This window comes from Stenotrophomonas maltophilia (assembly GCF_003970865.1).
GTDB lineage: Bacteria > Pseudomonadota > Gammaproteobacteria > Xanthomonadales > Xanthomonadaceae > Stenotrophomonas > Stenotrophomonas maltophilia_AR.
Window position 1 is genome coordinate 1 of the sequence record NZ_RXLZ01000069.1, and the last position, 25,112, is coordinate 25,112.

At 68.5% G+C, this 25,112-nt stretch carries 14 protein-coding genes; all 14 read left to right on the forward strand.

Annotated elements, in window-relative coordinates; genetic code table 11:
* Positions 1 to 308 precede the first annotated feature (308 nt).
* The 14 genes from purL to gspD all read left to right on the forward strand — a co-directional run bounded on the left by purL (position 309) and on the right by gspD (position 24,666).
* On the forward strand, positions 309 to 4,193 hold the full coding sequence (gene purL, locus EKL94_RS18715; protein ID WP_126930186.1) for a phosphoribosylformylglycinamidine synthase: 3,885 nt from the start codon (positions 309 to 311) through the stop codon (positions 4,191 to 4,193).
* Between the two features lie 438 nt (positions 4,194 to 4,631).
* Positions 4,632 to 11,813, forward strand: a complete 7,182-nt coding sequence (locus tag EKL94_RS18720) for an ESPR-type extended signal peptide-containing protein (protein WP_126930187.1) — start codon at positions 4,632 to 4,634, stop codon at positions 11,811 to 11,813.
* A 157-nt stretch (positions 11,814 to 11,970) separates the two neighbouring features.
* A complete protein-coding gene (locus EKL94_RS18725) occupies positions 11,971 to 13,824 on the forward strand; it encodes a S8 family peptidase (protein ID WP_126930188.1) in 1,854 nt (617 codons plus the stop codon).
* Between the two features lie 136 nt (positions 13,825 to 13,960).
* Positions 13,961 to 15,685 (forward strand): type II secretion system ATPase GspE, encoded by a 1,725-nt coding sequence (gene gspE / locus EKL94_RS18730; protein ID WP_126930189.1) that lies wholly within the window; start codon positions 13,961 to 13,963, stop codon positions 15,683 to 15,685.
* Between the two features lie 24 nt (positions 15,686 to 15,709).
* Positions 15,710 to 16,930 (forward strand): type II secretion system protein XpsF, encoded by a 1,221-nt coding sequence (xpsF, locus tag EKL94_RS18735; RefSeq protein ID WP_126930190.1) that lies wholly within the window; start codon positions 15,710 to 15,712, stop codon positions 16,928 to 16,930.
* Between the two features lie 49 nt (positions 16,931 to 16,979).
* The gene (gspG, locus tag EKL94_RS18740; protein ID WP_010482031.1) at positions 16,980 to 17,423 is read left to right on the forward strand and encodes a type II secretion system major pseudopilin GspG; all 444 of its coding nucleotides are present in this window, start codon (positions 16,980 to 16,982) and stop codon (positions 17,421 to 17,423) included.
* A gap of 6 nt (positions 17,424 to 17,429) precedes the next feature.
* Complete coding sequence (gene xpsH / locus EKL94_RS18745) at positions 17,430 to 17,924, forward strand: type II secretion system protein XpsH (protein ID WP_126930191.1); 495 nt, start codon at positions 17,430 to 17,432, stop codon at positions 17,922 to 17,924.
* On the forward strand, positions 17,921 to 18,340 hold the full coding sequence (xpsI, locus tag EKL94_RS18750) for a type II secretion system protein XpsI (RefSeq protein WP_126930192.1): 420 nt from the start codon (positions 17,921 to 17,923) through the stop codon (positions 18,338 to 18,340). Before xpsH ends, xpsI begins: the two co-directional genes overlap by 4 nt.
* Positions 18,337 to 18,969: a type II secretion system protein J gene (locus tag EKL94_RS18755; RefSeq protein WP_126930193.1), complete on the forward strand. Its 633-nt coding sequence runs from the start codon at positions 18,337 to 18,339 to the stop codon at positions 18,967 to 18,969. The genes xpsI and EKL94_RS18755 overlap by 4 nt, the downstream gene beginning before the upstream one ends.
* A complete protein-coding gene (locus EKL94_RS18760; protein ID WP_010482023.1) occupies positions 18,966 to 19,829 on the forward strand; it encodes a type II secretion system minor pseudopilin in 864 nt (287 codons plus the stop codon). The genes EKL94_RS18755 and EKL94_RS18760 overlap by 4 nt, the downstream gene beginning before the upstream one ends.
* Positions 19,826 to 20,971 (forward strand): PilN domain-containing protein, encoded by a 1,146-nt coding sequence (locus EKL94_RS18765; protein ID WP_126930194.1) that lies wholly within the window; start codon positions 19,826 to 19,828, stop codon positions 20,969 to 20,971. Before EKL94_RS18760 ends, EKL94_RS18765 begins: the two co-directional genes overlap by 4 nt.
* On the forward strand, positions 20,946 to 21,671 hold the full coding sequence (gene gspM, locus EKL94_RS18770; protein WP_126930195.1) for a type II secretion system protein GspM: 726 nt from the start codon (positions 20,946 to 20,948) through the stop codon (positions 21,669 to 21,671). Before EKL94_RS18765 ends, gspM begins: the two co-directional genes overlap by 26 nt.
* The gene (locus tag EKL94_RS18775; RefSeq protein ID WP_126930196.1) at positions 21,661 to 22,455 is read left to right on the forward strand and encodes a type II secretion system protein, XpsN-like; all 795 of its coding nucleotides are present in this window, start codon (positions 21,661 to 21,663) and stop codon (positions 22,453 to 22,455) included. Before gspM ends, EKL94_RS18775 begins: the two co-directional genes overlap by 11 nt.
* 9 nt (positions 22,456 to 22,464) lie before the next feature.
* Positions 22,465 to 24,666: a type II secretion system secretin GspD gene (gspD, locus tag EKL94_RS18780; protein ID WP_126930197.1), complete on the forward strand. Its 2,202-nt coding sequence runs from the start codon at positions 22,465 to 22,467 to the stop codon at positions 24,664 to 24,666.
* Positions 24,667 to 25,112 lie beyond the last annotated feature (446 nt).

The window sequence follows — 25,112 nt, forward strand, 5'->3', positions numbered from 1 at the left end:
ACCAGAGCAGAATGCCGTCCTGACAGATCGCGAAATCTGTCGAAGGGGGGGTGGGTCCGGTTGCGGGGGCGTGAGCCGCATGGATGCGGCGACCGAGCTTACATGGACGTACTTGCAGCGTCCCCCGCAGCCGGACCCACCCCGCCATCCCACGGGAACCCAGCTTTTGCTTTGGCCGTTGCCGTTGCCGTTGCTGTTGCCGTTGCCGTTGTCCTGGCCTCGGCGGGTGCCGGGCGCCGCCCGGCCAAAGCCCTTCCCCCGCTTCCGGTACAATGTCGGGCCCGTTTCCCAACTACGGTTCCCCGGACATGATGGTCCTCGAGGGCGCGCCCGCCCTGTCGCCGTTCCGCCGCGAACGTCTTGAATCCCGCCTGCAGTCCATCGCTCCCTCCCTGCGCATCAGCGGTGCCTGGCACGTCTACTTCGTGCAGCCCGAAGGCAGCGCCGCCCCCGACCTGACCACGCTGTGCCGCATACTCGAAGCGGCACCGCAGGCCGAAGCCGTGGCCGAAGGCGCGGTCAGCCGCATCGTGGTGCCGCGCCTGGGCACGCTGTCGCCGTGGTCGAGCAAGGCCACCGAGCTGGTGCGCGGTGCCGGGCAGCCGGTCAGCCGGGTCGAACGTGGCCTGCGCATCGACGTGCAGGGCTGGCCGGCCGATGCCGCCGCCCAGCAGGCGCTGGTCAAGGCGCTGCACGACCCGATGACGCAGTCGGTGCTGGAGACAGTCGAACAGGGCCAGGCGCTGTTCTCGGCACCGGCCCGTGGCGAACTGGAACGGGTGCCGGTGGACCAGCTGGAGGCCGCCAACCAGCGCCTCGGCCTGGCCATGGCCCAGGACGAGATCGACTACCTGCGCGAGCGTTTCACCGCGCTGGGCCGGTCGCCGTCCGACGTCGAACTGATGATGTTCGCGCAGGCCAATTCCGAGCACTGCCGCCACAAGATATTCAACGCCAGCTGGACCATCGACGGCCAGGAGCAGGACCGCTCGCTGTTCCGGATGATCAAGAACACCCACCAGCAGACCCCGCAGCACACGCTCAGCGCGTACAGCGACAATGCCGCGGTGATCGAAGGCCATCCGGCGTCGCGCTACCGCCCCGATCCGGCCAGCGGCGAATACCGCCGCGAAGCACAGGTGCCCAGCGCCTTCCAGATCAAGGTGGAAACGCACAACCACCCGACCGCGATCGCGCCGTTCCCGGGTGCATCGACCGGCAACGGTGGCGAGATCCGCGACGAGGGCGCGACCGGCCGTGGTGGCAAGCCGAAGGCGGGCCTGTCCGGTTTCTCGGTCTCGCACCTGCGCATTCCCGAACTGCCGCAGCCGTGGGAAGCGCCGCGCGCGCTGAACCCGCGCATGGCGCCGGCACTGGAAATCATGACCGACGGCCCGCTTGGCGGCGCTGCGTTCAACAACGAATTCGGTCGCCCGAACCTGCTCGGCTACTTCCGCAGCTTCGAGCTGCCGGAAGGCGCTGATCTGGTGCGTGCCTACGACAAGCCGATCATGCTGGCCGGTGGCCTCGGCGCGATCGACCGCGTGCAGGTCGACAAGATCCAGCTGCAGGCCGGTGATGCGGTCATCGTGCTGGGGGGCCCGGCAATGCTGATCGGCCTGGGCGGCGGCGCCGCCAGTTCGGTGGCCTCCGGCGAGAGCGCCGAGGACCTGGACTTTGCCAGCGTCCAGCGCGACAACCCGGAAATGGAGCGCCGCTGCCAGGAGGTCATCGACCGCTGCGTGGCGATGGGCGCCAACAACCCGATCAAGTTCTTCCACGACGTCGGTGCCGGTGGCCTGTCCAATGCCATCCCCGAACTGCTGCACGACTCCAAGGTCGGCGGTGTCATCGACCTGGGCAAGGTGCCCACCGACGATCCGTCGCTGTCGCCGATGCAGCTGTGGTGCAATGAATCGCAGGAGCGCTACGTGCTGGGCGTGGCCCAGGAGCGCCTGGCCGAGTTCGCCGCGCTGTGCGCCCGCGAGCGCTGCCCGTTCGCCGCGGTTGGCGTGGCCACCGCTGAAGAGCACCTGGTGGTGGCCTATGGTGCCGTGCCGGGCCACACCCCGGCCGATGCACCGATCGACCTGCCGATGGACGTGCTGTTCGGCAAGCCGCCGAAGATGCACCGCGACACCGCGCACCCGCCGGCACCGCGCTGGCCGGCGCTGAAGACCGGCGGCCTGGACCTGCAGGAAGCGGGCCTTCGCGTACTCGCGCACCCGACGGTCGCTTCGAAGAATTTCCTGGTCACCATCGGTGACCGCAGCGTCGGTGGCCTGACCGCACGCGAACAGATGGTCGGCCCGTGGCAGCTGCCGGTGGCCGACGTGGCGATCACCCTGGCCGACTTCGATGGCGTGGCCGGCGAAGCGATGTCGATCGGCGAGCGCACCCCGCTGGCCCTGCTCGACGCCGCTGCTTCCGCACGGATGGCGGTGGGCGAAGCGCTGACCAACCTGTGCGCGGCCCCGGTCGATGCGCTGGATGAAATCAAGCTGTCGGCGAACTGGATGGCCGCGGCCGGCCACCCGGGCGAAGACGCGCTGCTGTACGACGCGGTGAAGGCGGTGGGCATGGAACTGTGCCCGCAGCTGGACATCAGCATCCCGGTCGGCAAGGACTCGCTGTCGATGCAGGCGCAGTGGCACGACCAGGGCGAAGCACACAAGAGCGTGTCGCCGGTATCGCTGGTGATCTCGGCGTTCGCGCCGGTGGCCGACGTGCGCCAGCAGCTGACCCCGCTGCTCGACCGCGAGGTGGAGAGCGAGCTGTGGCTGATCGGCCTGGGCGCCGGCAAGCAGCGCCTGGGCGGTTCGATCCTGGCCCAGGTGCATGCCGACCACGGCGATCTGCCGGCCTTCGCCGGTGCCGCGCCGGACCTGGACGACCCGCAGCGCCTGCGCGGTTTCTTCGAGCTGATCCGCGATGCACGCCAGTCCGGCCTGCTGCTGGCCTACCACGACCGCAGCGATGGCGGCGCATTTGCCGCGCTGTGCGAAATGGCGTTCACCTCGCGACTGGGCCTGGACATCACCCTCGATGCCTGGGGCGATGATCCGTTCCGCAGCCTGTTCAACGAAGAACTGGGCGCGGTGGTGCAGATCGCGCGCGAAGACCGTGCGGCCTTCGCCGATCTGGTCGAGCGCCATGCACTGACCGAGTGTGCGCAGCGCATCGCCAAGCCGACCACCGCACCGGTGGTGCGCGTGTCGCTGGCCGGCGAGAACCTGGCCGAATGGCGCTGGGAAGCACTGTTCGACGCCTGGTGGTCGGTCACCCACGCGATGCAGAAGCGTCGTGACAACCCGGCCAATGCCGATGCCGAGCGTGAGATCGCCCGTGCCTTCACTGCGCCGGGACTGAAGCCCAAGCTCAGCTTCGACCTCAATGAAGATGTGGCCGCCCCGTTCATCAGCACCGGCGCGCGTCCGCGCGTGGCGGTATTGCGCGAACAGGGCGTCAACGGCCAGATCGAAATGGCCAACGCCTTCGAACGTGCCGGCTTCCGCGCTTATGACGTGCACATGAGCGACCTGATCGAAGGCCGCGTGGCATTGCAGGACTTCACCGGCCTGGTCGCCTGCGGCGGCTTCAGCTACGGCGACGTGCTGGGTGCCGGCCGTGGCTGGGCCACCTCGATCCTGGAGCGCAGTGCGCTGCGTGATGCCTTCGCCGCGTTCTTCGCGCGCGAGGACAGCTTCGCGCTGGGCGTGTGCAATGGCTGCCAGATGATGAGCCAGCTCAAGGGCATCATCCCGGGGGCCGAGCACTGGCCGCAGTTCCGCCGCAACGCCAGCGAGCAGTTCGAAGCCCGTACCGCTCTGCTGGAGGTGGTGGAATCGCCGTCGATCCTGCTGCGCGGCATGGCCGGTTCGCGCCTGCAGGTGGCGGTCGCGCATGGTGAAGGCCAGGCCGTGTTCGACAACGCCGTCGACCAGGCCGCCGCCCGCGTATCGCTGCGCTACATCGACGGCAACGGCAACGTGGCCAGCCAGTACCCGCTGAATCCGAACGGTTCGCCGGACGGCATCACCGGCCTGACCAGCAACGATGGCCGGGTCACCATCATGATGCCGCACCCGGAACGCACGCCGCGCGCGCTCAACATGAGCTGGGCTCCGGCCGAGTGGCAGGGCGACTCGCCGTGGATGCGCATGTTCCGCAACGCGCGGGTATGGTGCGGTTGATCGCATCGTTCTGCGCAGGCCACAATGCCGCTGCGTACGGAAAAACCCGCCGTTGATCGGCGGGTTTTTCTTTGCGCGCGTGAAACTCCTGTCGCGACCGCTAGTTACATCGATTTTCATGCGGCGGAACTTCGTCACGCATGCCTAACAAAACACTTTCATAAACAGGTGAAAGGGTGAACTGCTTCACGGCAATAGGATTTGTCGTGTCAAAGTCTTGACGATTTGGAAAGTTGCCGTTAACACTTGAACCCCGTTTCAGAATCATTCATTTCGCAGTAACCGGTTGGCGCACGCGCTCGGTTTTCTGTCGCTGCGCGCCGTTCGGCAATACCCCGCAGTAAATCACGCGAATAAACGCCCCCAGGGGACGTTGGGCCGGAAAGCCCAGCGGTGGCGTTGCTTTGCCCAAAACCAGTCCAATCAGGAGCCGTACCGATGAATCGGATTTATCGCAAGGTCTGGAACAAAGCATTGGGTCAGTTGGTGGTGGCCTCGGAACTGGCTTCCTCCGACAGCAGCAGTGGCGGGGTCGTCGACCAGCGCCGCGATGCGACACAGGCCACGCCTGCACTGCTGGCGGTGGCACTGGGCCTGGTATTGGGGTTGGGCATGAGCGGCACCGCCGCAGCACAGTCGGTGCAGATCGGCGGCAGCGCCACCTGCGTGGCATTCAGCGGCAAGCTGCTCGAAAAGTGCCTGATTGAAGGCTCGGCCAGCGCCAAGGGCAGCAACGCGGTGGCGATCGGCAGCAACAGCAGCGCTACTGCCGCCAACAGCGTAGCGCTGGGCGCTGGCTCCAAGGCCACGCGGGCCAATACCGTGTCCGTGGGTGATGCCGGCAAGGAACGGCAGATCACCCACGTTGCTGCAGGCACCCAGGCCACCGATGCGGTGAACAAGTCACAGCTGGATGCGCAGGCGCGCGCCACACAGGCCGCGCTGGCTGATGTCGCTGCAGATGGAAACCGCTATTTCAAGGCCGACGGCGCAGGTGATGACAGCGACGCGGCGAAGATCGACGGCCAGGGCGCGGTTGCGGCGGGTGCGGGTGCACAGTCGCTGGCCAACGCCACCACCGCCATCGGTACCCAGGCCATTGCCGCGGGCCTGGGCGCAAGCGCGTTCGGCCAGGGCGCATTGGCGATCGGCGATGCCAGCGTGGTGGTCGGGCAGAGCGCTGCGGCCTTCGGACTCGGCGACACCGCGGTTGGCGCAAGCGCGACCGCCGCCAGTGAAAACGGCGCGGCCACCGCACTGGGTGCCTTGTCCGAAGCCACTGCTGATGGCGCTACCGCTGTCGGCGGCGGTGCCGTGGCGATGGGCCCGGGCAGCACCGCGCTGGGTCGTGGCGCCACCGCCGCCAACGAAGCATCGATCGCAGTCGGTGCGTTCAGCACTGCTGTCGGTGAATACAGCACCGCGCTGGGTTCGAACTCCGCCGCGGTTGCCACCGGCAGCGTGGCGCTCGGCGCCGGCTCGTTGGCCGATCGTGTCGATACCGTGTCCGTCGGCGCTGCCGAGTACGGCCTGACCCGGCAGATCACCAGCGTCGCCGCGGGCACCGAAGACAACGATGCGGTCAATGTCGGTCAGCTGAAGGGCGTGGCCGCAGTGGCCGATGCCACCGCCAAGCGCTTCCAGGCCACCGGCAGCAGCAACAGCGATGCCGGTGCACTGGCGGACGGTGACGACGCGCTGGCCGCCGGCGAGGCGGCCAATGCACTCGGCAACGGCACCACTGCCGTCGGTGCCGGCGCCACGGCCGTTGCGCAGAACGCGACCGCCGTGGGCAACAACGCACTGGCCTCGGGCCAGAACAGTGCCGCGTTCGGCAACAACGCGCAGGCCAACGGCCCAGGCAGCGTGGCCGTGGGCGGCGCTGCGGTGGATGCCGACGGCAACCCGCTGATCACCAGTGGCGGCGTACCGGTGGAAACCGGCGCCACCAGCGCAGGCGTCGGTGGCACCGCAGTCGGCGCCAGTGCCGAAGCCAGCGGATTTGCGGCGTCGTCCTATGGCGTGGGTGCCTATGCGGCTGGCGCGCAGGCATCCGCATTCGGTGCGGTGGCCAATGCCATCGGCGACTACTCCACCGCGCTGGGTACGCAGAGCAATGCGACCGGCACCAGCAGCGTTGCCATCGGTGGCCCGGCCGACCTGATTCCCGGCCTGGGCTTCTTCGTACAGACCCAGGCCAGTGGTGAAGCCGCGACGGCCGTCGGTGCCGGCGCCATCGCCAGTGGTGATCGCACGGTAGCCAACGGCAGCCTGAGCGAAGCCTCCGGTGCTGAAGCCACCGCCGTTGGCTACTTCGCCTATGCACCGGGCGAGAACGCCAGTGCACTGGGCGCGCAGACCTGGGCCAGTGGCGCGCAGAGCACTGCGGTGGGCTACTACGCCACCGCACGCGGCGCAAACAGTGTTGCGCTCGGCGCGAATTCCGAAGCCGTGCGCGCCAACAGCGTAGCCGTCGGCAGTGCAGGCAACGAGCGGCAGATCACCAGTGTTGCTGCGGGCAGCGAAGCCACCGATGCGGTGAACAAGGCCCAGCTCGATGCCGTAGCCAGCACCGCCGATACCACCGCTCGTTTCTTCCAGGCTCAGCCGGAGGCGGGCAGTGATGCTGGCGCACTGGCTGATGGCGAAGGCTCCATCGCTGCGGGCTCGTCGAGCAATGCGATCGGCGCCGGTGCCATTGCACATGGTGCTGCCGCGTCGGCCATCGGCGATGACAGCGTGGCCGTGGGCCGCAACAGCGCGGCCACCGGTAATGGCGGTGTCGCCATCGGTGGCCTCGGCCAGGCCTACGACGAGTTCAACCAGCCGATCATCGGTGCCGACGGCACGGCGCAGCAGGTGGGCACCACTGCCGTTGCCGATGCCACTGCGGTGGGCAGTGGCGCGCAGGCCACCGGGGCTGCCAGTAGCGCCTTCGGTAACGCTGCCAAGGCCAGTGGTGACAACAGCTTCGCCGCAGGCGGCAAGTCGCGCGCCACCGGCAGCTATGCGGTCGCGGTCGGCGACAGCGCCTTCGCCAGCAGCGATGACAGCACCGCAGTTGGCGGTTACAGCTGGGCAACTGCCAGTGGCGCAGCAGCATTCGGTTCGGGTGCATGGGCCACCGCCACCAACGCGTCGGCGTTCGGCAATGCGGCCTGGGCCAGTGGCAGTGGCGCAACGTCCATCGGCTACAACAGCTGGGCCAACGGGGCCAGCTCCACTGCAGTCGGCAGGGGCGCCTTCGGCTATGGCGACAACAGCGTGGCACTGGGCTTCCAGGCGCTGGGCAACAGCATCAACAGCATCGCCATCGGCACCAACACGGTGGCCGGTGGTGAAAGCGCGATCGCGCTTGGCGCCGGCAGCAACGCCAGCGCCAGCAACGCTGTCGCGCTAGGTGCCGGTTCGGTTGCCAGCCGTGCGCGCACGGTGTCGGTTGGCAGCAGCGGCAACGAACGCCAGGTCACCAACGTCGCCGCCGGTACCCAGGCCACCGACGCGGTGAACAAGGCACAGCTGGATGCGGTTGCGACCAGCGCTGCCACCACCAGCCGCTTCTTCCAGGCCAGTGGTAACGGCGACGACGCAGCCGGTGCACTGGTGGAGGGTGACAACGCACTGGCGGCCGGTGATGCCGCCAACGCCATCGGCAATGGCGCTACCGCACTGGGCAGCGGTGCCAACGCGCTGGCCAGCAACGCACAGGCGCTGGGCTTCAATGCGTTGGCGACCGCAGCCAACGCCAGCGCTATCGGTGCCAACGCACAGGCCACGGGCGAGTACGCCACCGCGCATGGTGCGGAAAGCGAGGCCAGCGGCGAGCAGAGCGCGGCGTTTGGTGCGGCCAGCATCGCCAGCGGCGCTGGTAGCACTGCCAATGGCGTGCTGTCCGAAGCGTCCGGCGAAGAAGCCGTGGCCGTGGGTTACTTCAGCAATGCCAGCGGCGACGCGGCTACCGCGGTCGGCAGCGAGAGCGTGGCCAGTGGCACGGCGTCGGCGGCCTTTGGTATCGGTGCCGAAGCCAGCGGCGGTTACAGCACCGCCATCGGTGGCTACGCACAGGCCTCGGCGTTCAACGCCACCGCGTTCGGCAATTTCGCCAATGCGTCCGGCTCCAACAGCGTGGCCGTGGGTGGCGACTCCGAAGCGTCCGGTGCCTACAGCACCGCCACCGGCCAGGGCAGCCTGGCCACCGGCACCAACAGTGTCGCCGTCGGCGGCTCGCTGTTCGGCGTGCTGGCCACCGAAGCGTCCGGCAATTACTCCACCGCAGTGGGTGGCGGCGCCTGGTCGGGTGGCATCAACAGCACCGCGCTGGGCAATGCCGCCGAATCGCGCGGTGCCAACAGCGTGGCGCTGGGTGCCGATTCGATCGCGGATCGCGACAACACCGTGTCGGTGGGCGGCGGTGGTAACACCCGCCAGATCACCAACGTGGCCGATGGCACGCAGGGCAACGATGCGGTCAACAAGAACCAGCTCGACGCCGTAGCTGCGGCAGCGGAAAAGACCAGCCGGCAGTTCCAGGCCAGTGGCAACGCCGACGGTGAAACCGGCGCGCTGGTGGAGGGCGACAACGCGCTGGCGGCCGGTGACGCGGCCAACGCGATCGGCAACGGTGCCACCGCACTCGGCAGCGGTGCCAATGCGCTGGCCGCCAACGCCACCGCCGTGGGCATCGATGCGCTGGCCACCGGCAGCAACGCGGCTGCCCTGGGCAGCAACGCACAGGCCACCGGCGAGGACAGCCTGGCCCTGGGCAGCGGTGCCGGCGCCAGCGAGGTCGGTGCAAGCGCGGTGGGTGCGCGTGCACAGGCCAGCGGCGCCTACAGCACGGCCACAGGTACAGAAGCCAATGCCAGCGGCGGGCAGGCGCTCGCCAGCGGTTTCCGCAGCGCGGCTTCGGCTGATGGCACCACCGCAGTGGGTGGCTACGCCGAAGCCAGCGGTCGCCTCGGCACCGCGTTGGGCTACGGCTCGGCGGCAAGCGGTGCCAACACCACTGCAGTCGGCTTCGGTGCCGCTGCGGCCGGTACCGGTGCCGTTGCCGTGGGTCAGTCCAGCGAGGCCAGTGGCGAGGAGAGCGTGGCCATCGGCGGCAGCACCTTCTTCGGCCTGATCCCGTCGCGTGCCAGTGGGACCGGTGCGGCGGCGTTCGGCGCCGGTGCATGGGCCACCGAAGACTACGCGACCGCGATTGGCTGGAATTCGTGGGCGGCAGGCAGCAGCGCCACCGCGCTGGGTGCCAACGCCACCGCCAATGGCAGCAACAGCGTCGCACTCGGCGCCGGCTCCAAGGCTGACCGTGACAACACCGTGGCCGTCGGCAAGGCCGGCGGTGAGCGCCAGGTGACGCACGTCGCGGCCGGCACCGAAGCCACCGATGCGGTGAACAAAGGCCAGTTGGATGCGGTCGCCAGCGTCGCCGACAAGACCAGCCGGCAGTTCCAGGCCAGCGGCAATGCCGATGGCGAGGCCGGCGCACTCGTCGACGGCGACAATGCACTGGCTGCCGGCAACGCGGCCAACGCCATCGGCAACGGCGCCACCGCGCTGGGCAGCGGCGCCAATGCCATGGCCGGCAATGCCACCGCGGTGGGCTTCGATGCGCTGGCCACCGGCAACAATGCGGCGGCGCTCGGCAACGCGGCGCAGGCCGGAGGTGTCGACAGTGTGGCCGTGGGCAGTGGCGCCAGCGCCAGCGAACTCGGCGCCAGTGCTACCGGCGCCGGTGCCCAGGCCAAGGGCGCCTACAGCACCGCCAGCGGTGCGCAGGCCATTGCCAGCGGCACCCAGTCGCAGGCCAGTGGTTTCCGCGCCAATGCCTCGGCCGATGGTGCGTCTGCGCTGGGCAGCTATGCCGAAGCCAGCGGTCGCCTGGGTACCGCGGCCGGCTACGGCAGCAAGGCTACCGGCGCCAATGCAACGGCGGTGGGTGTGAGTGCCACCGCCAGTGCCGCAGGCAGCGTGGCGTTGGGCGCAGGCTCGGTCGCCGACCGTGCCAACACAGTGTCGGTCGGCAGTGCCAGCAGTGATCGCCAGATCACCCGTGTCGCTGCCGGTACCGAGCGCACCGATGCGGTCAATCGTGGCCAGCTCGATGCGGTCGCGGCGACCGCCGATGGTACGGCCCGCTACGTCAAGGCCACCGGCGCGGGTACCGCCAGTGCCAGCGGCAGCGATGCCGCCGCGATCGGTTCGGCAGCCACTGCCAGCGGCGCACGCAGCAATGCGCTGGGTGCCAATGCGATGGCCATCGGCAACGGTGCCCTTGCACTGGGCACCAGCGCCGGCGCATCCGGCGCGAACTCGGTGGCGCTGGGTGCTGGTTCGCGTGCACTCGATGCCAACGTGGTGTCGGTGGGCGGTGGCAATGGCACCGATGGTCCGGCCACGCGCCGCATCGTCAATGTGGCCGATGGCCGCATCGCCGCCGGCAGCAGCGATGCCATCACCGGTTCGCAGCTCAACGTAACCAACCAGCGGGTGGGCGCGGTGGAAACCCGCGTCGGTGATTTCGATTCGCGCATCGCCACCGTTGAAACCACGGCGGCCAGTGCCGTCGGCTACGACGACGCCAGCCGTGATCGCCTGACCCTGTCCGGTTTCCAGGGCACCACCATCGACAACGTCGGCGCCGGCAGCATCGCTGCGGGCAGTCGCCAGGCGATCAACGGCGGCCAGCTGTTCCAGTCGCTCAGCGACGCCGCCAGCTTCCTCGGCGGTGGTGCCAGCGTTGGCATGCAGGGGGTGTTCGTGGCGCCGAACTATGTGATCCAGGGCGCTACCTACAGCAACGTCGGCGATGCGCTCGGTGCGCTGGACCGCAAGGTCAGCGAGATCGACCGCCGCAGCGCCGGTGGCACGCGTGCCGGTGCTTCCAGCCTGCGCGCGATGAGTGCCTCGCTGGATGACAGTCCGCTGGCCAGCGCCGCCGGCGCACCCGCGACGGCTGATGTGGCACCGACCAGCACCGCGCGCGTGCAGGGCACGCCGACCGCTGCCGCCGCCGGTGCCGGGATTCCGGTCGGTACCCCGGCGACGGGCTTCAATGCCGTCGCCATGGGCGAGGGCGCCGTCGCCAGTGGTGCCTCGTCCACCGCCATCGGCCAGGGCGCCAATGCCACCGCTGCGAACGCGGTGGCGCTGGGCCAAGGCTCGGTTGCCGATCGTGCCAACACGGTTTCGGTGGGCAGTGAAGGCAATGAGCGCCAGGTCACCAACGTGGCGGCCGGTACCACGGCCACCGATGCGGTCAACAAGGGCCAGCTCGACCGTGGCATGGCCACGGCCAACAGCTACACCGACAGCCGCGTCCAGGCGGTCGCCGACAGCTTCGATGTGTTCAAGGGCGAAGTCGACGGACGCCTGCGCCACATGGATCGCCGCATCGACCGCCAGGGGGCGATGAGCGCGGCGATGCTCAACATGGCCACCAGTGCCGCCGGTATCCGCACCCAGAACCGGGTCGGCGTCGGCATTGGCTTCCAGGGCGGCGAGTCGGCGTTGTCGCTGGGCTACCAGCGTGCGATCAGTGATCGCGCCACGGTGACCTTCGGTGGTGCCTTCAGCAGCGACGACAGCTCGGTTGGCGTCGGTGCCGGCTTCGGCTGGTAAGCCACTCCATCGCGCCGGCGGCCACCCACGCCGGCGCAGCACCTGCAGTGAGGGCCTGGGGGGAGGTCACGGCAATCCCGGCTGGGCCGGCCGGGAGTCGTCAAGGAATGATGGCCGCAGTGTTGGTTCGATCCATGACCCAGAAGAGGAATTCGACGTGATCAAGAAGCAGAACCTTCGCATCAATGTGCTTGCCGCCGCCGTGCTGTCGATGACGGCTGTCGGTGCCGTCCACGCCGCTGGACTGCCGACCCGTGAACCGGTGCGCCAGGCCAGCGCCGCTCAACCGGGGGCCGAGCGCATCATCGTCAAGTACCGTGCCGGCGCTGTTGCCGCCACTAACCGCTCGGCGAAGCTGTCCACCGTGCAGTCCGCACTGACCCGTGCCAGCCTTTCCGGCGGCACCTCCCGTGCCAGCACGCTCGGCCCGCAGGTGGTACGCAAGCTTGCTACCGGTGCAGACCTCATCCGTGTGCAGGGCCGCCTGGCCCCGGCCGAACTGCAGCGCGTTCTGAAGGAACTGCAGGCCGACCCGTCGGTGCAGTACGCCGAAGCCGACGTCAAGCTGCGCCGCACCGAGCTGCGTGCCGGCGATGTACAGCCGGCACTGGTGCCGAACGATCCCTTCTACCAGCAGAACCAGTGGCACCTGCACAATGCGGTCGGCGGCATCAACGCACCGGCAGCGTGGGACGTTTCGCAGGGCGAGGGCATCGTGGTGGCGGTGATCGATACCGGCATCCTGCCGCAGCATCCGGACCTGGTCGGCAACCTGCTGGAGGGTTACGACTTCATCAGCGATGCGGAGACCTCGCGGCGCCCGACCAACGATCGTGTGCCGGGTGCGCAGGACTACGGTGATTGGGTCGAGAACGACAACGAGTGCTATGACGGCTCGCTGGCCGAGGACAGTTCCTGGCACGGCACCCACGTCGCCGGCACCGTGGCCGAACAGACCAACAACGGCGTCGGCATGGCCGGTGTCGCCTACAAGGCCAAGGTGCTGCCGGTGCGCGTGCTGGGCAAGTGCGGCGGCTACCTGTCCGACATCGCCGACGCGGTGGTCTGGGCTTCGGGCGGCACGGTGGCGGGCATCCCGGCCAACACCAACCCGGCCGAGATCATCAACATGAGCCTGGGCGGCAGCGGTACCTGCGGCAGCACCTACCAGGACGCCATCAACGGTGCCATTTCGCGTGGTACCACGGTGGTGGTGGCGGCCGGCAACGAAACCGACAACGCGTCCAAGTACCGTCCGGCCAGCTGCGAAGGCGTGGTGACCGTGGGTGCCACCCGCATCACCGGTGGCATCACCTACTACTCCAACTACGGCACCCGTGTTGACCTGTCCGGTCCGGGTGGTGGCGGCAGTGTGGATGGCAACCCGGGTGGCTACATCTGGCAGACCGGCTCCAATGCGGCCACCACGCCGGAATCGGGCACGCCGGGCTACATGGGCATGGGCGGTACCTCGATGGCCTCGCCGCATGTGGCCGCCGTTGCCGCACTGGTGCAGAGCGCGCTGATCGCCAAGGGCAAGGATCCGTTGACCCCGGCGGCCATGCGCACCCTGCTGAAGGAAACCGCACGTCCGTTCCCGGTCGCCATTCCGGCGGCGACCCCGATCGGTACCGGCATCCTCGATGCCAAGGCCGCGCTGGCCAAGGCACTGGAAGAACCGTGCACCGAGAACTGCGGGCCGGTGGCCACGCCGCTGACCAACAAGGCCGCCGTCGGTGGCCTGAACGGTGCTGCCGCCAGCAGCCGCCTGTACAGCTTCGAGGCTGCCGCCGGCAAGCAGCTCAGCGTGATCACCTACGGTGGCACCGGCAATGTCTCGGTCTACATCGCGCAGGGGCGTGAACCGAGCGCCAGCGACAACGATGCCAAGTCGACCCGTCCCGGCACATCCGAGACGGTGCGGGTGAACAAGCCGGTGGCCGGTACCTACTACATCAAGGTCGTGGGCGAAGCGGCCTACAACGGCGTGAGCATCCTGGCGACGCAGTAAGCACGCACGGGTGTAGTTGAATGGCCGGAGCCCGTCACCGCGTGTGACGGGCTTCGTCTTTTTACGAAAGGTGGTGGAGGGGCGGCGGAAATCATGGCTTAACTGTTAAAGTCGAGCCGATTGACAGGAGAGTCATGTGAACGCGCTTGCTGCTACCGCCGCTGCCGACAACGCTGAAGGCCGCATCCTGGATGCGCTGCTGGCGCGCGGCCGGCTGAAGGAAGGCGATCTGGCACGTGCGCGGCCGCTGCACGCAGAGGCCGGTGGCAGCCTGTTGGGCCTGCTGGTGCGGCTGGGGCTGGTGTCCGAGCGTGACCAGGCACAGGCCAGCGCCGAAGTGCTGGGCCTGCCGCTGCTGGAAGGCAAGCAGCTACCGGAAGCACCGCCGCAAGGGCTGGGGGAAGGCCTGCCATTGTCGCTGCGCTTCCTCAAGCAGTTCCACGTCTGCCCGCTGGCCCTGGATGAACAGGGCGTACGGTTGTGGCTGGCCGATGCCCACGATCCCTACCCGCAGCAGGCGGTGCAGCTGGCACTGGGAGTGCCGGTGACGCCGGTGCTGGGCATGCGTGCGGAGATCGATGACCTGGTCGAGCGCTGGTTCGGCCAGGGCCGCAGCGCGATGGGCGCGATCGTCGAAACCGCCGATGGCGAGGGCGGTGCGGTCGATGACATCGAGCACCTGCGCGACCTCGCCTCGGAAGCGCCGGTGATCCGCCTGGTCAACCTGGTGATCCAGCGTGCGGTGGAGCTGCGCGCTTCGGACATCCATGTCGAACCGTTCGAGAGCCGGCTGAAGGTGCGCTACCGCGTCGACGGTGTGCTGGTGGAGGGTGAAAGCCCGCCGGCCAACCTCACCGCGGCGGTGATCAGCCGCATCAAGATCATGGCCCGGCTCAACATCGCCGAGCGCCGCCTGCCGCAGGACGGCCGCATCATGCTGCGCGTGCAGGGCAAGGAGCTGGACCTGCGCGTGAGCACGGTACCGACCGCGCACGGCGAAAGCGTGGTGATGCGATTGCTGGACCGCGAAACGGTGGTGTTCGATTTCCACCGCCTCGGCTTCACCGACGCCTTCCTGCCACAGTTCCGCAAGGTGCTGGAGCAGCCGCACGGCATCCTGCTGGTGACCGGTCCCACCGGCTCGGGCAAGACCACCACGCTGTACACCGCGCTGAGCCAGCTCAACACCGCCGACGTCAAGATCATCACGGTCGAAGACCCGGTTGAATACCAGATCGAGGGCATCAACCAGATCCAGGCCAAGCCGCAGATCGGGCTGGACTTTGCCAACGCCCTGCGCAGCATCGTGCGCCAGGATCCGGACATCATCATGATCGGCGAAATGCGCGATCTGGAAACCGCGCGCATCGCGATCCAGTCGGCGTTGACCGGCCACCTGGTGCTGTCCACCCTGCACACCAACAATGCGGCCGGCGGCATCACCCGCCTGCTCGACATGGGCGTGGAGGACTACCTGCTTACCTCCACCATCAACGGCATCCTGGCCCAGCGCCTGGTGCGCCGGCTGGAACCGACCCACGCCGAGCGCTATGAGGCCTCGCCGGAGGAAATCGAACGATTCGAGCTGCGTCGCCTGCAGCCGGAAGGGCCGATCCACCTGTACCGCCCGAAGCCCTCCGCGCTGGCGCCGACCGGTTATCTCGGCCGCACCACCATCATGGAATTCCTGGTGATGAACGATGCGCTGCGGCGCGCGGTGATGCGCCGCGATGGCATGGGCGAGATCGAACGCATTGCCCGCGAAGTCGGCATGCGCACGATGTACGAAGATGGCCTGTCCAAGGCCCTCAGTGGTCAGACGACCATCGAGGAAGTCCTGCGCGTCACCGAGGAAAGCTGATGCGCGCAGGACGCCGGGGCTGACATGCCGACCTACCGTTACAAGGCACTGAATCCGCACGGCGAGATCTTCGACGGGCAGATGGAAGCGGCCAGCGAGGCCGAACTGGTCGCACGCCTGCAGGACCAGGGCCATCTGCCGATGGAGACCCAGCTGGCGGACGGCGGTACGATCGGTGGCAGTACCTGGCGCAACCTGTTCCGCCAACGGCCGCTGCAGGGCGCGGCATTGCTGCAGTTCACCCAGCAGCTGGCGACGCTGCTCGGTGCAGGCCAGCCGCTGGATCGCGCGCTGTCGATCCTGCTCGGGTTGCCCGAAGACGAACGCTCGCGCCGCGCGATCACCGACATCCGCGATGTAGTGCGCGGTGGCGCGCCGCTGTCGACCGCACTGGAGCGCCAGCATGGGTTGTTCTCGCGCCTGTACGTGAACATGGTGCGTGCCGGTGAGGCCGGCGGCAGCCTGCACGAAACCCTGCAGCGCCTGGCCGACTACCTCGAACGCAGCCGGGCCCTGCAGGGCAAGGTGATCAACGCGCTGGTGTACCCGGCGATCCTGCTGGTGGTGGTGGGCGGTGCGCTGCTGTTCCTGCTCGGCTACGTGGTGCCGCAGTTCGCGCAGATGTACGAGAGCCTGGATGTGGCGCTGCCGTGGTTCACCAACGCGGTGCTGCAGCTGGGCCTGTTCGTGCGCGACTGGTGGGTGCTGCTGCTGGTGGTGCCGGCGGTACTTGCGCTGTTCTTCGAACGCAAGGCACGGCAACCGGCCTTCCGGTTGGCGCTGGATGGCTGGCTGCTGCAGCGTCGCGGCATCGGCCGCCTGCTGGGTGAGCTGGAAACCGCGCGGCTGGCCCGCACGCTGGGTACGCTGCTGCGCAATGGCGTGCCGCTGCTGGGTGCCCTGGGCATCGCCCGCAACGTGCTGGGCAACCGCGCGCTGGCCGCCGATGTGGAAGCCGCCGCGGATGAAGTGAAGAACGGTACCGGCCTGTCGCTGGCGCTGTCGCGCGGCAAGCGTTTCCCGCGCCTGGCGCTGCAGATGATCCAGGTCGGCGAGGAATCCGGTGCACTCGATACCATGCTGCTGAAAGCGGCCGATACCTTCGAACAGGACAGCGCCCGGCGCATCGACCGCCTGCTGGCTGCGATGGTGCCGGCGATCACCCTGGTGCTGGCCTCGGTGGTCGGTGCGGTGATCGTCGCCGTGCTGGTGCCGCTGTATGACCTGACCAATGCCATCGGTTGACGATGGATCCCTACGCAACCCCGACACTCCGCAACTGAAAGGACCGACCATGATTGCTTCCCGTCGACCGATCCGCCTTTCCTTCACCGCCGCGCGTAACCAGTCGGGCATGAGCCTGCTGGAGATCATCATCGTCATCGTGCTGATCGGCGCGGTGCTGACCCTGGTCGCCAGCCGCGTGCTGGGTGGCGCCGACCGCGGCAAGGCCAACATCGCCAAGGCGCAGGTGCAGACCGTCGCATCCAAGGTCGACAACTACCAGATCGATACCGGCAAGCTGCCCGGCTCGCTCAACGATCTGGTGACTGCACCGGCTGGCGTCGGTGGCTGGTTGGGCCCGTATGCCAAGCCGGCCGATCTGAACGATCCGTGGGGCCATGCGCTGGAATACCGTACGCCGGGCGAAGGCCAGCCGTATGAGCTGATCAGCCTGGGCAAGGACGGCAAGGCCGGCGGCAGCAGCGTCGACGCCGACATCCGCTACCAGCCGTAACCGGGCATGTCGCATTTCCTGCCGCGCCGGTTGCCACGCCCGCGCCTGCCCGGCAGGCGCGCAGCGGGTCTGTCGCTGCTGGAAATGCTGCTGGTGATCGCGCTGATCGCCGCGATCGGCCTGATCACTGCCGCCGGCCTGTCGCGCGGATTTTCCGGCATGCAGCTGCGCAGCGCCGGCAAGGACATCGCCAATCAGTTGCGCATGGTGCGCGCACAGGCCATCGCCCGCGGCGAGCCGCAGCGCTTTGTCATCGAGCCGGCAAAGCGGCGCTGGGAAGGCGCCAACCAGCGCCACGGTGACGTGCCGGCACAGCTGCAGGTGCAGTTCGAAGGCGCCGCGCAGCTGGCCACCGCGCCAGGGCAGGGCGTGATCGAGTTCCATCCCGACGGCGGCTCCAGCGGCGGCCGCATCCGGCTGCAGCGTGATGATGCCGAATGGCGCATCGACGTGGGGTGGCTGACCGGTGAGGTCCGCTCCGGCCCCTGGCGGGCGCAATGAAGCGGCGCGCCCGCGGCTTCACCCTGCTGGAAGTGATCATCGCCTTTGCCCTGCTCGGGCTGGCGCTGACCCTGCTGCTGGGCAGCCTGTCAGGCGGCGCCAGGCAGGTGCGTGAGGCCGAACTGCGCACGCGCGCGATACTGCATGCGCAGTCGTTGCTGGCCGAAACCGGCGTCGCCACGCCGCTGCAGGTGGGTAGCCAGCAGGGCGACTGGGAACAGGGACGCTACCACTGGGAACTGCAGGTGCAGCCGTGGGTGGAGCCACGTGCAGGCAGCGTGGTGCAGCCACAGTCGGCCGGTGGCCCCTGGCTGGCCGAACTGCAGCTGCAGGTGCGCTGGGGTGACAGCGAACGCGAGCAGCTGCGATGGCGCAGCCTGCGCCTGCTGCCGCCGGACCTGGAGCGTGCGCGATGAAGCGCCGTGCTGCAGGTTTCACGCTGGTTGAAGTGATGCTGGCCACGGTGCTGCTGGCCGGTGGCCTGGCGCTGGCGTTCGCCAGCGTGCGCTCGGCGATGGCGGTCAGCCAGCGTGGCGAGCAGATTGCGGCCGAGAGTGAGCGCATGCGCGCGGTGCAGGCGCTGTTGCGGCGGCAGCTGGCCGGTGCGCTGCGCACGCCGCTGGAAGTACCCGATCCCACCCGCGAACCGATCTTCTTCCAGGGCGAAGAACAGCGCATGTTGTTCGCCGCCGATCTGCCGGGCTACCTCGGCCGTGGCGGAGCCTACCTGCACGCGCTGCAGGTGGACGGCCGCGATGGCCAGCAGCGCCTGCTGCTGGACCTGGTGCTGCTGCAGGAGGGCGAGCGCATCGCCGAGAACCCGCCGCGCCCGCCGGAAGTGCTGGTGGAGAACCTGAAGTCGGTACAGCTGCGCTATCGCGGCATCGATGCCAGTACCGGCCAGATGAGCGACTGGATGCCGCGCTGGGACGATACCCGTCGCCTGCCGATGCTGGTGGAGATCAAGATCGTTCCGGCCAGGGGTGCACCCTGGCCCGCCCTGGTGGTGGCGCCGCGTACCGGTGGCAGCGGAGGCGCGCGATGAACCGGCAACACGGTGCGGCACTGGTACTGGTGCTGTGGTTGATCGCATTGATGACCGCGCTGGTCGGTGCGTTCGCGCTGAGCGCACGGGTCGAGCATCTGCAGCAGCGGGTGCTGGATGATGACGCACGTGGGCAGGAACGGGCGCGCGCCGGCCTGGAGTACGCGCTGCTGCGCCTGTCAGCCGATCCGCTGCGGGCGCCCTGGCGTGCCGATGGCCGCACCTACCGCTGGCAGTTCGATGACGCCAGCATCGAGATCAAGGTGCTGGACGAGAACGGCAAGATCAACCTGAACCTGGCCGACGTGACCCTGCTGACGGCGTTCCTCAAGGCGCTCGGCGAAGACGAAGGGGCAGCCCGGCAGATGGCCGGCGCCATTGTCGACTGGCGTGATGAAGACAGCCTGCTGCAGCCGGGGGGCGGTGCCGAAGCGCCGGACTATGCGGCGGCCGGGTTGCCGTATGGCCCGCGCAACAAGCGTTTCGAGACGCTCGGCGAACTGCAGCGGGTGCTGGGCATGCGCGGCCCGCTGTACAAGGCCATGCTGCCGCACCTGACCCTGTACAGCCGCCAGGCCCGCCCGGATCCCCAGTTCGCCAGCGCGCCGGTGCTGACCGCACTGGGCCTGGATGCGGATACCGTGCTGGCGCAGCGCGCACAGCAGGAGCGTGACGCAGATACCGCTGGCGGTGCGACAACGCTTGCCAGCAGCAGCGGCACCTATAGTATCGAGTCTCGTGCAACCGACGGCAGTGGACGCCGGTCGGTGTTGCAGGCAGTGGTACGCAATGGCTCGGGCGGGGTTCCCGGGCGGTCCTACACAGTGCTTCGCTGGGAGCAGGGAATGACAGCAAGATGACGGCATGGCAGGACAGTGTGCGGCAGGTGCAGGGCCGGATCGGCCCTGGCGCCGGCCGCTTCCTGCGCTGGTGGCGGCAATCGCTGCTGGCCTGGGTGCCGGCACGTTGGCAGTGGGCACTGGGCTGGGCACAGGCGCGCCTGCTGCTGCAGCGCCAGGGTGACCAGCTGCAGGTCTGGCGAGAGGCCGGTGAGCGCCGCGAAGCGGTGGCCAACGTGCCATGGCCGCTGTCGCCGGCCGAACTGGACCGCGTGCTGGAACCGCGGCTGCGCAGCCTGCCGCGGGTGTGGCTGCTGCCGGCCAGCGAGGTACTGCGTCGTCATCTGCGCCTGCCTGCGGCTGCGGCCGACCGCCTGCGCGCTGTGGTTGGTTTCGAGATCGACCGCCAGACGCCGTTCGAATCCAGCCAGGTCAGCTATGACGTGCGTGAACTCGGGGGCGCCGCAGAGGGCCAGCTGCAGGTCGAGCTGATCGCCTGGCCACTGCGCCAGCTTGAAGCGTGGCGGGCCAGCGTGGGCGAGTGGGCCGATGCACTGGCCGGTGTCGATGCCATCGACGCCGAGGGCGACCCCCTGCAGGTGAATCTGCTGCCACCGGGGCAGCGCCAGCTGCGGGTGGATCCGACGCGGCGCTGGAATGTGCTGCTGGCCGTGGCCGCGCTGGTGATGCTGGTGCTGGCGGCCGTGCAGCTGCTCGACAACCGTCGTGCCGCCGCCGATGAACTGCGTGCGCAGGTTGAACGCAGTGCGCGCAGTGCGCGTGGTGTCGCCAGCGAACGCGCGCAGCTGCAGGCGCTGATCGATGGTGCCGCGTTCCTGGAAAAGCAGCGCAGCCAGCGCGCCGGAACGGTGGAAATCTGGAATGAACTGACCCGGCGCCTGCCGGAGGGCACCTACCTGGAAAAACTGGCCATCGAGAGCAACAACCTGCAGCTGATCGGCCTGAGCCGCGAGGCCTCGCAGCTGGTACAGCTGCTGCAGGATGCGCCGCAGTGGCGCAAGGTCAATCTGACCGGCGTACTGCAGGCCGATGGTGCTGCCAGTGGCCGTGACCGCTTCACCATGACCGCCGAACTGCAGCCGTTGCCGGCTGCGGCCCCGACCCGGGAGGCGGCCGATGCCGATGCCAAGCGCACGCCGTGACCGCTGGCTGGCACTGGCGCTGCTGCTGGCAGTGCTGGGCCTGGCCTACCTGCTGCTGGTGCACCCCTGGTTTACCCAGCCGCTGCGCGAAATCGATGCCGACGTGGCCGCCCTGCGCGAGCGCGAGCAACGCGTGCAGGCGCAGCTGCAGCAGCAGCCGCAGATCGAACAGCGCCTGCGCGCCACCCGCGAGGCACTGCAGCAGCGGCCGGGCTTCCTGCGTGAGGCCACCGCCGAAGCTGCAGCCGCTGCGCTCGGCGCGAAGCTGCAGGATGCGGTGGCGATGGCCAGCCCCGGCAACCGCAGCTGCACCATCAGCAACCGCACGCCACTGACCGACAACCGCCGGGACGCCGAATTCGTGCGTGTGGCCATGCAGGTGCGCCTGCGTTGCGGTGTGGCCGAACTGGCCACGGTGCTGCACAGCCTGGAGACCGGCAGCCCGCGCCTGTTCGTCGACAACCTCAACCTGATCGCGCAGCGCTTCCAGCAGTCGCCGAATGAATCCGGGCTCGGCCTGGACGTGTCGTTCGAACTGGCCGGTTACCTGCAGCCCGGTGCCGCTGCCGATGGCGCTGCGCCGGCACCTGCAACCGAGCCGGGCGCGGTGCCGCAACCGCCTTCGGCTGCACCTGCACCGGCACCCACAGCCGCACCGGTTGCGCCGGAAGAAGGGCAGGAGGTGGCCGATGAAGCTTGAGCAGATCAGCCTGCGCACCGGTTTCCTGCTGGCACTGGCCGGCTGGGCGGCAGCGGTCTGGCTGGCTACCGGCTTCGGTCTGGGCAGCCAGCTGCCAGGTGCGGATGGCGATGCCGATGCGGTGCCTTCGCTGCCGGTGCTGCCGCCGTTGGCCGCAGAGCGCATGGCCAGCGCCGACAGCTACAGCGCGATCGGCGAGCGACCGCTGTTCGCCGAGGACCGCAGGCCGAAGCCCTACCTGCTCGGTGGCAGCGAGCCGGCCGCCAGCGCCGCGCTGCGACTGACCGGCGTGCTGCTGACCGGCGACTTCGGCATGGCCACCTTCACCACCGAACAGAACCGCTCGTTGCGCCTGCGCCTCAACGGTGAAGCCGTCGACGGCTGGCAGCTGGTGGCACTGCAGCCGCGCCAGGCCACTGTGATCGGCCCCGGTGGCAACCAGGTGCTGGAACTGGCGGTATTCAACGGGCAGGGCGGTGAGCCGCCTACCGTGCTGCGCGGTGCCAACGGTGCGCCGCCGGCAGGTGCGATCGTTGTGCCGCCCCCGGCAGGCGCGCCGCCGGCGCCGCCGCCGGCTGCGGCACCCCCATCGCCGTCGCCTGCTGGCAGTGCGCCAGCGCCCTCGGCTGCGGCGGCCGCCACACCGCCTGCGAACAACAACGGCCCCAGCGAAGCGCAGATGCAGGCCATCCGCGAACGCATCCAGGCCCGTCGCCGCCAGCTGCAGCAACAACAACAGCAGCAACAACCGTCGCCGCCCCCGGGCGATGGCACCAACCGATAGAGTGAATGCATGAGCCTGCGTTTCCTTCCCTGGTCCTTTGCCCTCGCGCTGCTGGTCGGCTGCAGCACCGTGTCCGCGCCGCATGTGCAGCGCAAGGGCAATCTGTCGCCCACTGCGGAGGCCGGCCGGGCGGCCGATGTCGCCGCGGATGCTGCCCGTGACGCCCAGGGCGCTCCGCAGGCGGTGATCCGCCGTGGCACCGGCACCATGATCAACCGCGAAGCAGCGCGCGCAGCGGCACCGGCACTGCATGGCGCCAGCACCGGTGAAGCCACCTTCAATTTCGAAGGCGAATCGGTGCACGCGGTGGTCAAGGCCATCCTCGGTGACATGCTGGGCCAGAACTACGTGATCGCACCGGGGGTGCAGGGCACGGTCACCCTGGCCACGCCCAAGCCGGTGTCGCCGGCACAGGCGTTGAACCTGCTGGAGATGGTGCTGGGCTGGAACAACGCACGGATGGTCTACAGCGGCGGGCGCTACAACATCGTCGCCGCCGACCAGGCGCTGGCTGGTACGGTCGCACCGAGCACCGCGCCGGCTGCCAGCGCGCGCGGTTTCGAAGTACGTGTGATCCCGCTGCAGTTCATCTCGGCCACCGAGATGAAGAAGGTGCTGGAGCCGTATGCGCGGCCCAATGCCATCGTCAACGTCGACAGCGGCCGCAACGTGATCACCCTGGGCGGTACCCGCGCCGAGCTGGAAAACTACATGCGCACCGTCGAGATCTTCGACGTCGACTGGCTGTCGGGCATGTCGGTGGGCGTGTTCCCGATCCAGTCGGGCAAGGCCGAGCAGGTGGCTGCCGACCTGGAGAAAGTGTTCGGCGAGGAGAGCAAGACGCCCAGCGCCGGCATGTTCCGCTTCCTGCCGCTGGAAAACGCCAACGCCGTGCTGGTGATCACCCCGCAGGTGCGTTACCTGGACCAGATCCAGCAGTGGCTGGACCGCATCGATACCGCCGGTGGCAGTGCCCGCCTGTTCTCCTACGAGCTGCGCTACATCAAGGCGCGCGATCTCGCCGAGCGCCTCAGTGAAGCCTTCGCCAGCAGTGGTAACCGCGGTGGTTCCAGCCCGGCCTCGCTGGCCCCGGGTGCGATGCCGTCGCAGCTGGGCAGCGACGGTGATCGTGGCATGGACAGTAACAACAGCAGCAGTTTCGGTTCGACCCCGGGCAGCGGTTCCGGCGATACCGGCAACGGCAGCATGAACCTGCCGCAGCGCCAGTCCGGCAACGTCAGCGTCAGCCTGGAAGTGGAAGGCGATCGCGTGGGCGTGTCGGCGGTGGAGGAGACCAATACCCTGCTGGTGCGCTCGACCCCGCAGGCCTGGCGCTCGATCCGCGAGGTGATCGAGAAGCTGGACGTGATGCCGCTGCAGGTGCACATTGAAGCCCAGGTGGCCGAAGTCTCGCTGGATGGCGACCTGAAGTACGGCGTGAACTGGTTCTTCGACAACGCGGTGCTCGGGCAGAAGCTGACCGGCGCACTGGGTGGCGTGACCCTGCCGGCCGCCGCGGGCGGCTCCTGGAGCAGCTTCGCCGGTGCCGCGACCGGCGGCGAAGGCCTGGGCTGGGCGTTCACCGGGCACAATGGTGCGGCGGTGGTGAGCGCGCTGGACAAGGTCACCGATGTACGCCTGCTGCAGACCCCCTCGGTGTTCGTGCGAAACAATGCCGAGGCCACGCTCAACGTGGGCGACAAGGTGCCGATCAATACCACCACGGTGAACACCGGCATCGGCGCCGGCACCTACAGTTCGGTGCAGTACATCGACACCGGCGTGATCCTGAAGGTGCGGCCGCGCGTGACCCGCGATGGCACGGTGTTCCTCGACATCGTGCAGGAAGTGAGCAGCGCCTCGAACGTGCCCGAGAACTGCAACCCGACCGAGCGCAACTGCAACCCGCGGATTTCCACCAAGAAGCTGTCGACTGAAGCGGCGGTGCAGAGCGGCGACACCATCATGCTGGCCGGCCTGATCACCGATTCGGCCACCGATGGCAGCAGCGGCATTCCCGGCCTGAGCCGGATTCCGGTGGTCGGCGCGCTGTTCGGGCAGAAGAGCCGCACCAGCCGCCGTTCGGAGGTGATCGTGCTGCTGACCCCGAGCATCGTGCGCAACAGCCAGGAAGCGCGCAATCTGACCGACGAGTACAGCCAGCGCTTCCGAGCGATGGAACCGCTGAACCAGCCGCGAGCAAAGAAGTAAGGGGGTTACGGCCGGGCTGCGCCCGGCACCCGCAGAGGCCAGAGCTGGGGCAACAGCAACAGCAACAGCAACAGCGGGTTTCTGGGGGATGGCGGGGCGGTGTGGGTTGTCAGGACACGCCGTAAACCCGTCCTTGGGGGCTCGATGGCGCCATCCATGGCGCCAACGGTCCTGCCAACCCACACCGCCCCACCTCTGACAGATTCCTGCGGCTGTTGGTAGGTGTCGACCTTGGTCGACACGCTGGATCCACGCCATGCGTGGAAGACGCTCCATCGAAATCGAATATTTCGATATCTGTGAGATCTGAGCCGAGCATGGCTCGGCTCTTATCTCTTGCGACTCTGGCACCTTAGGTGCCGAGAGCCCGGCGCGGACGACCGTTCGGCTCTAGGTCTTTTCGATCGCTCTGTAGCAAGGATCTCCGCGCCGGTTTCTCCCTGATC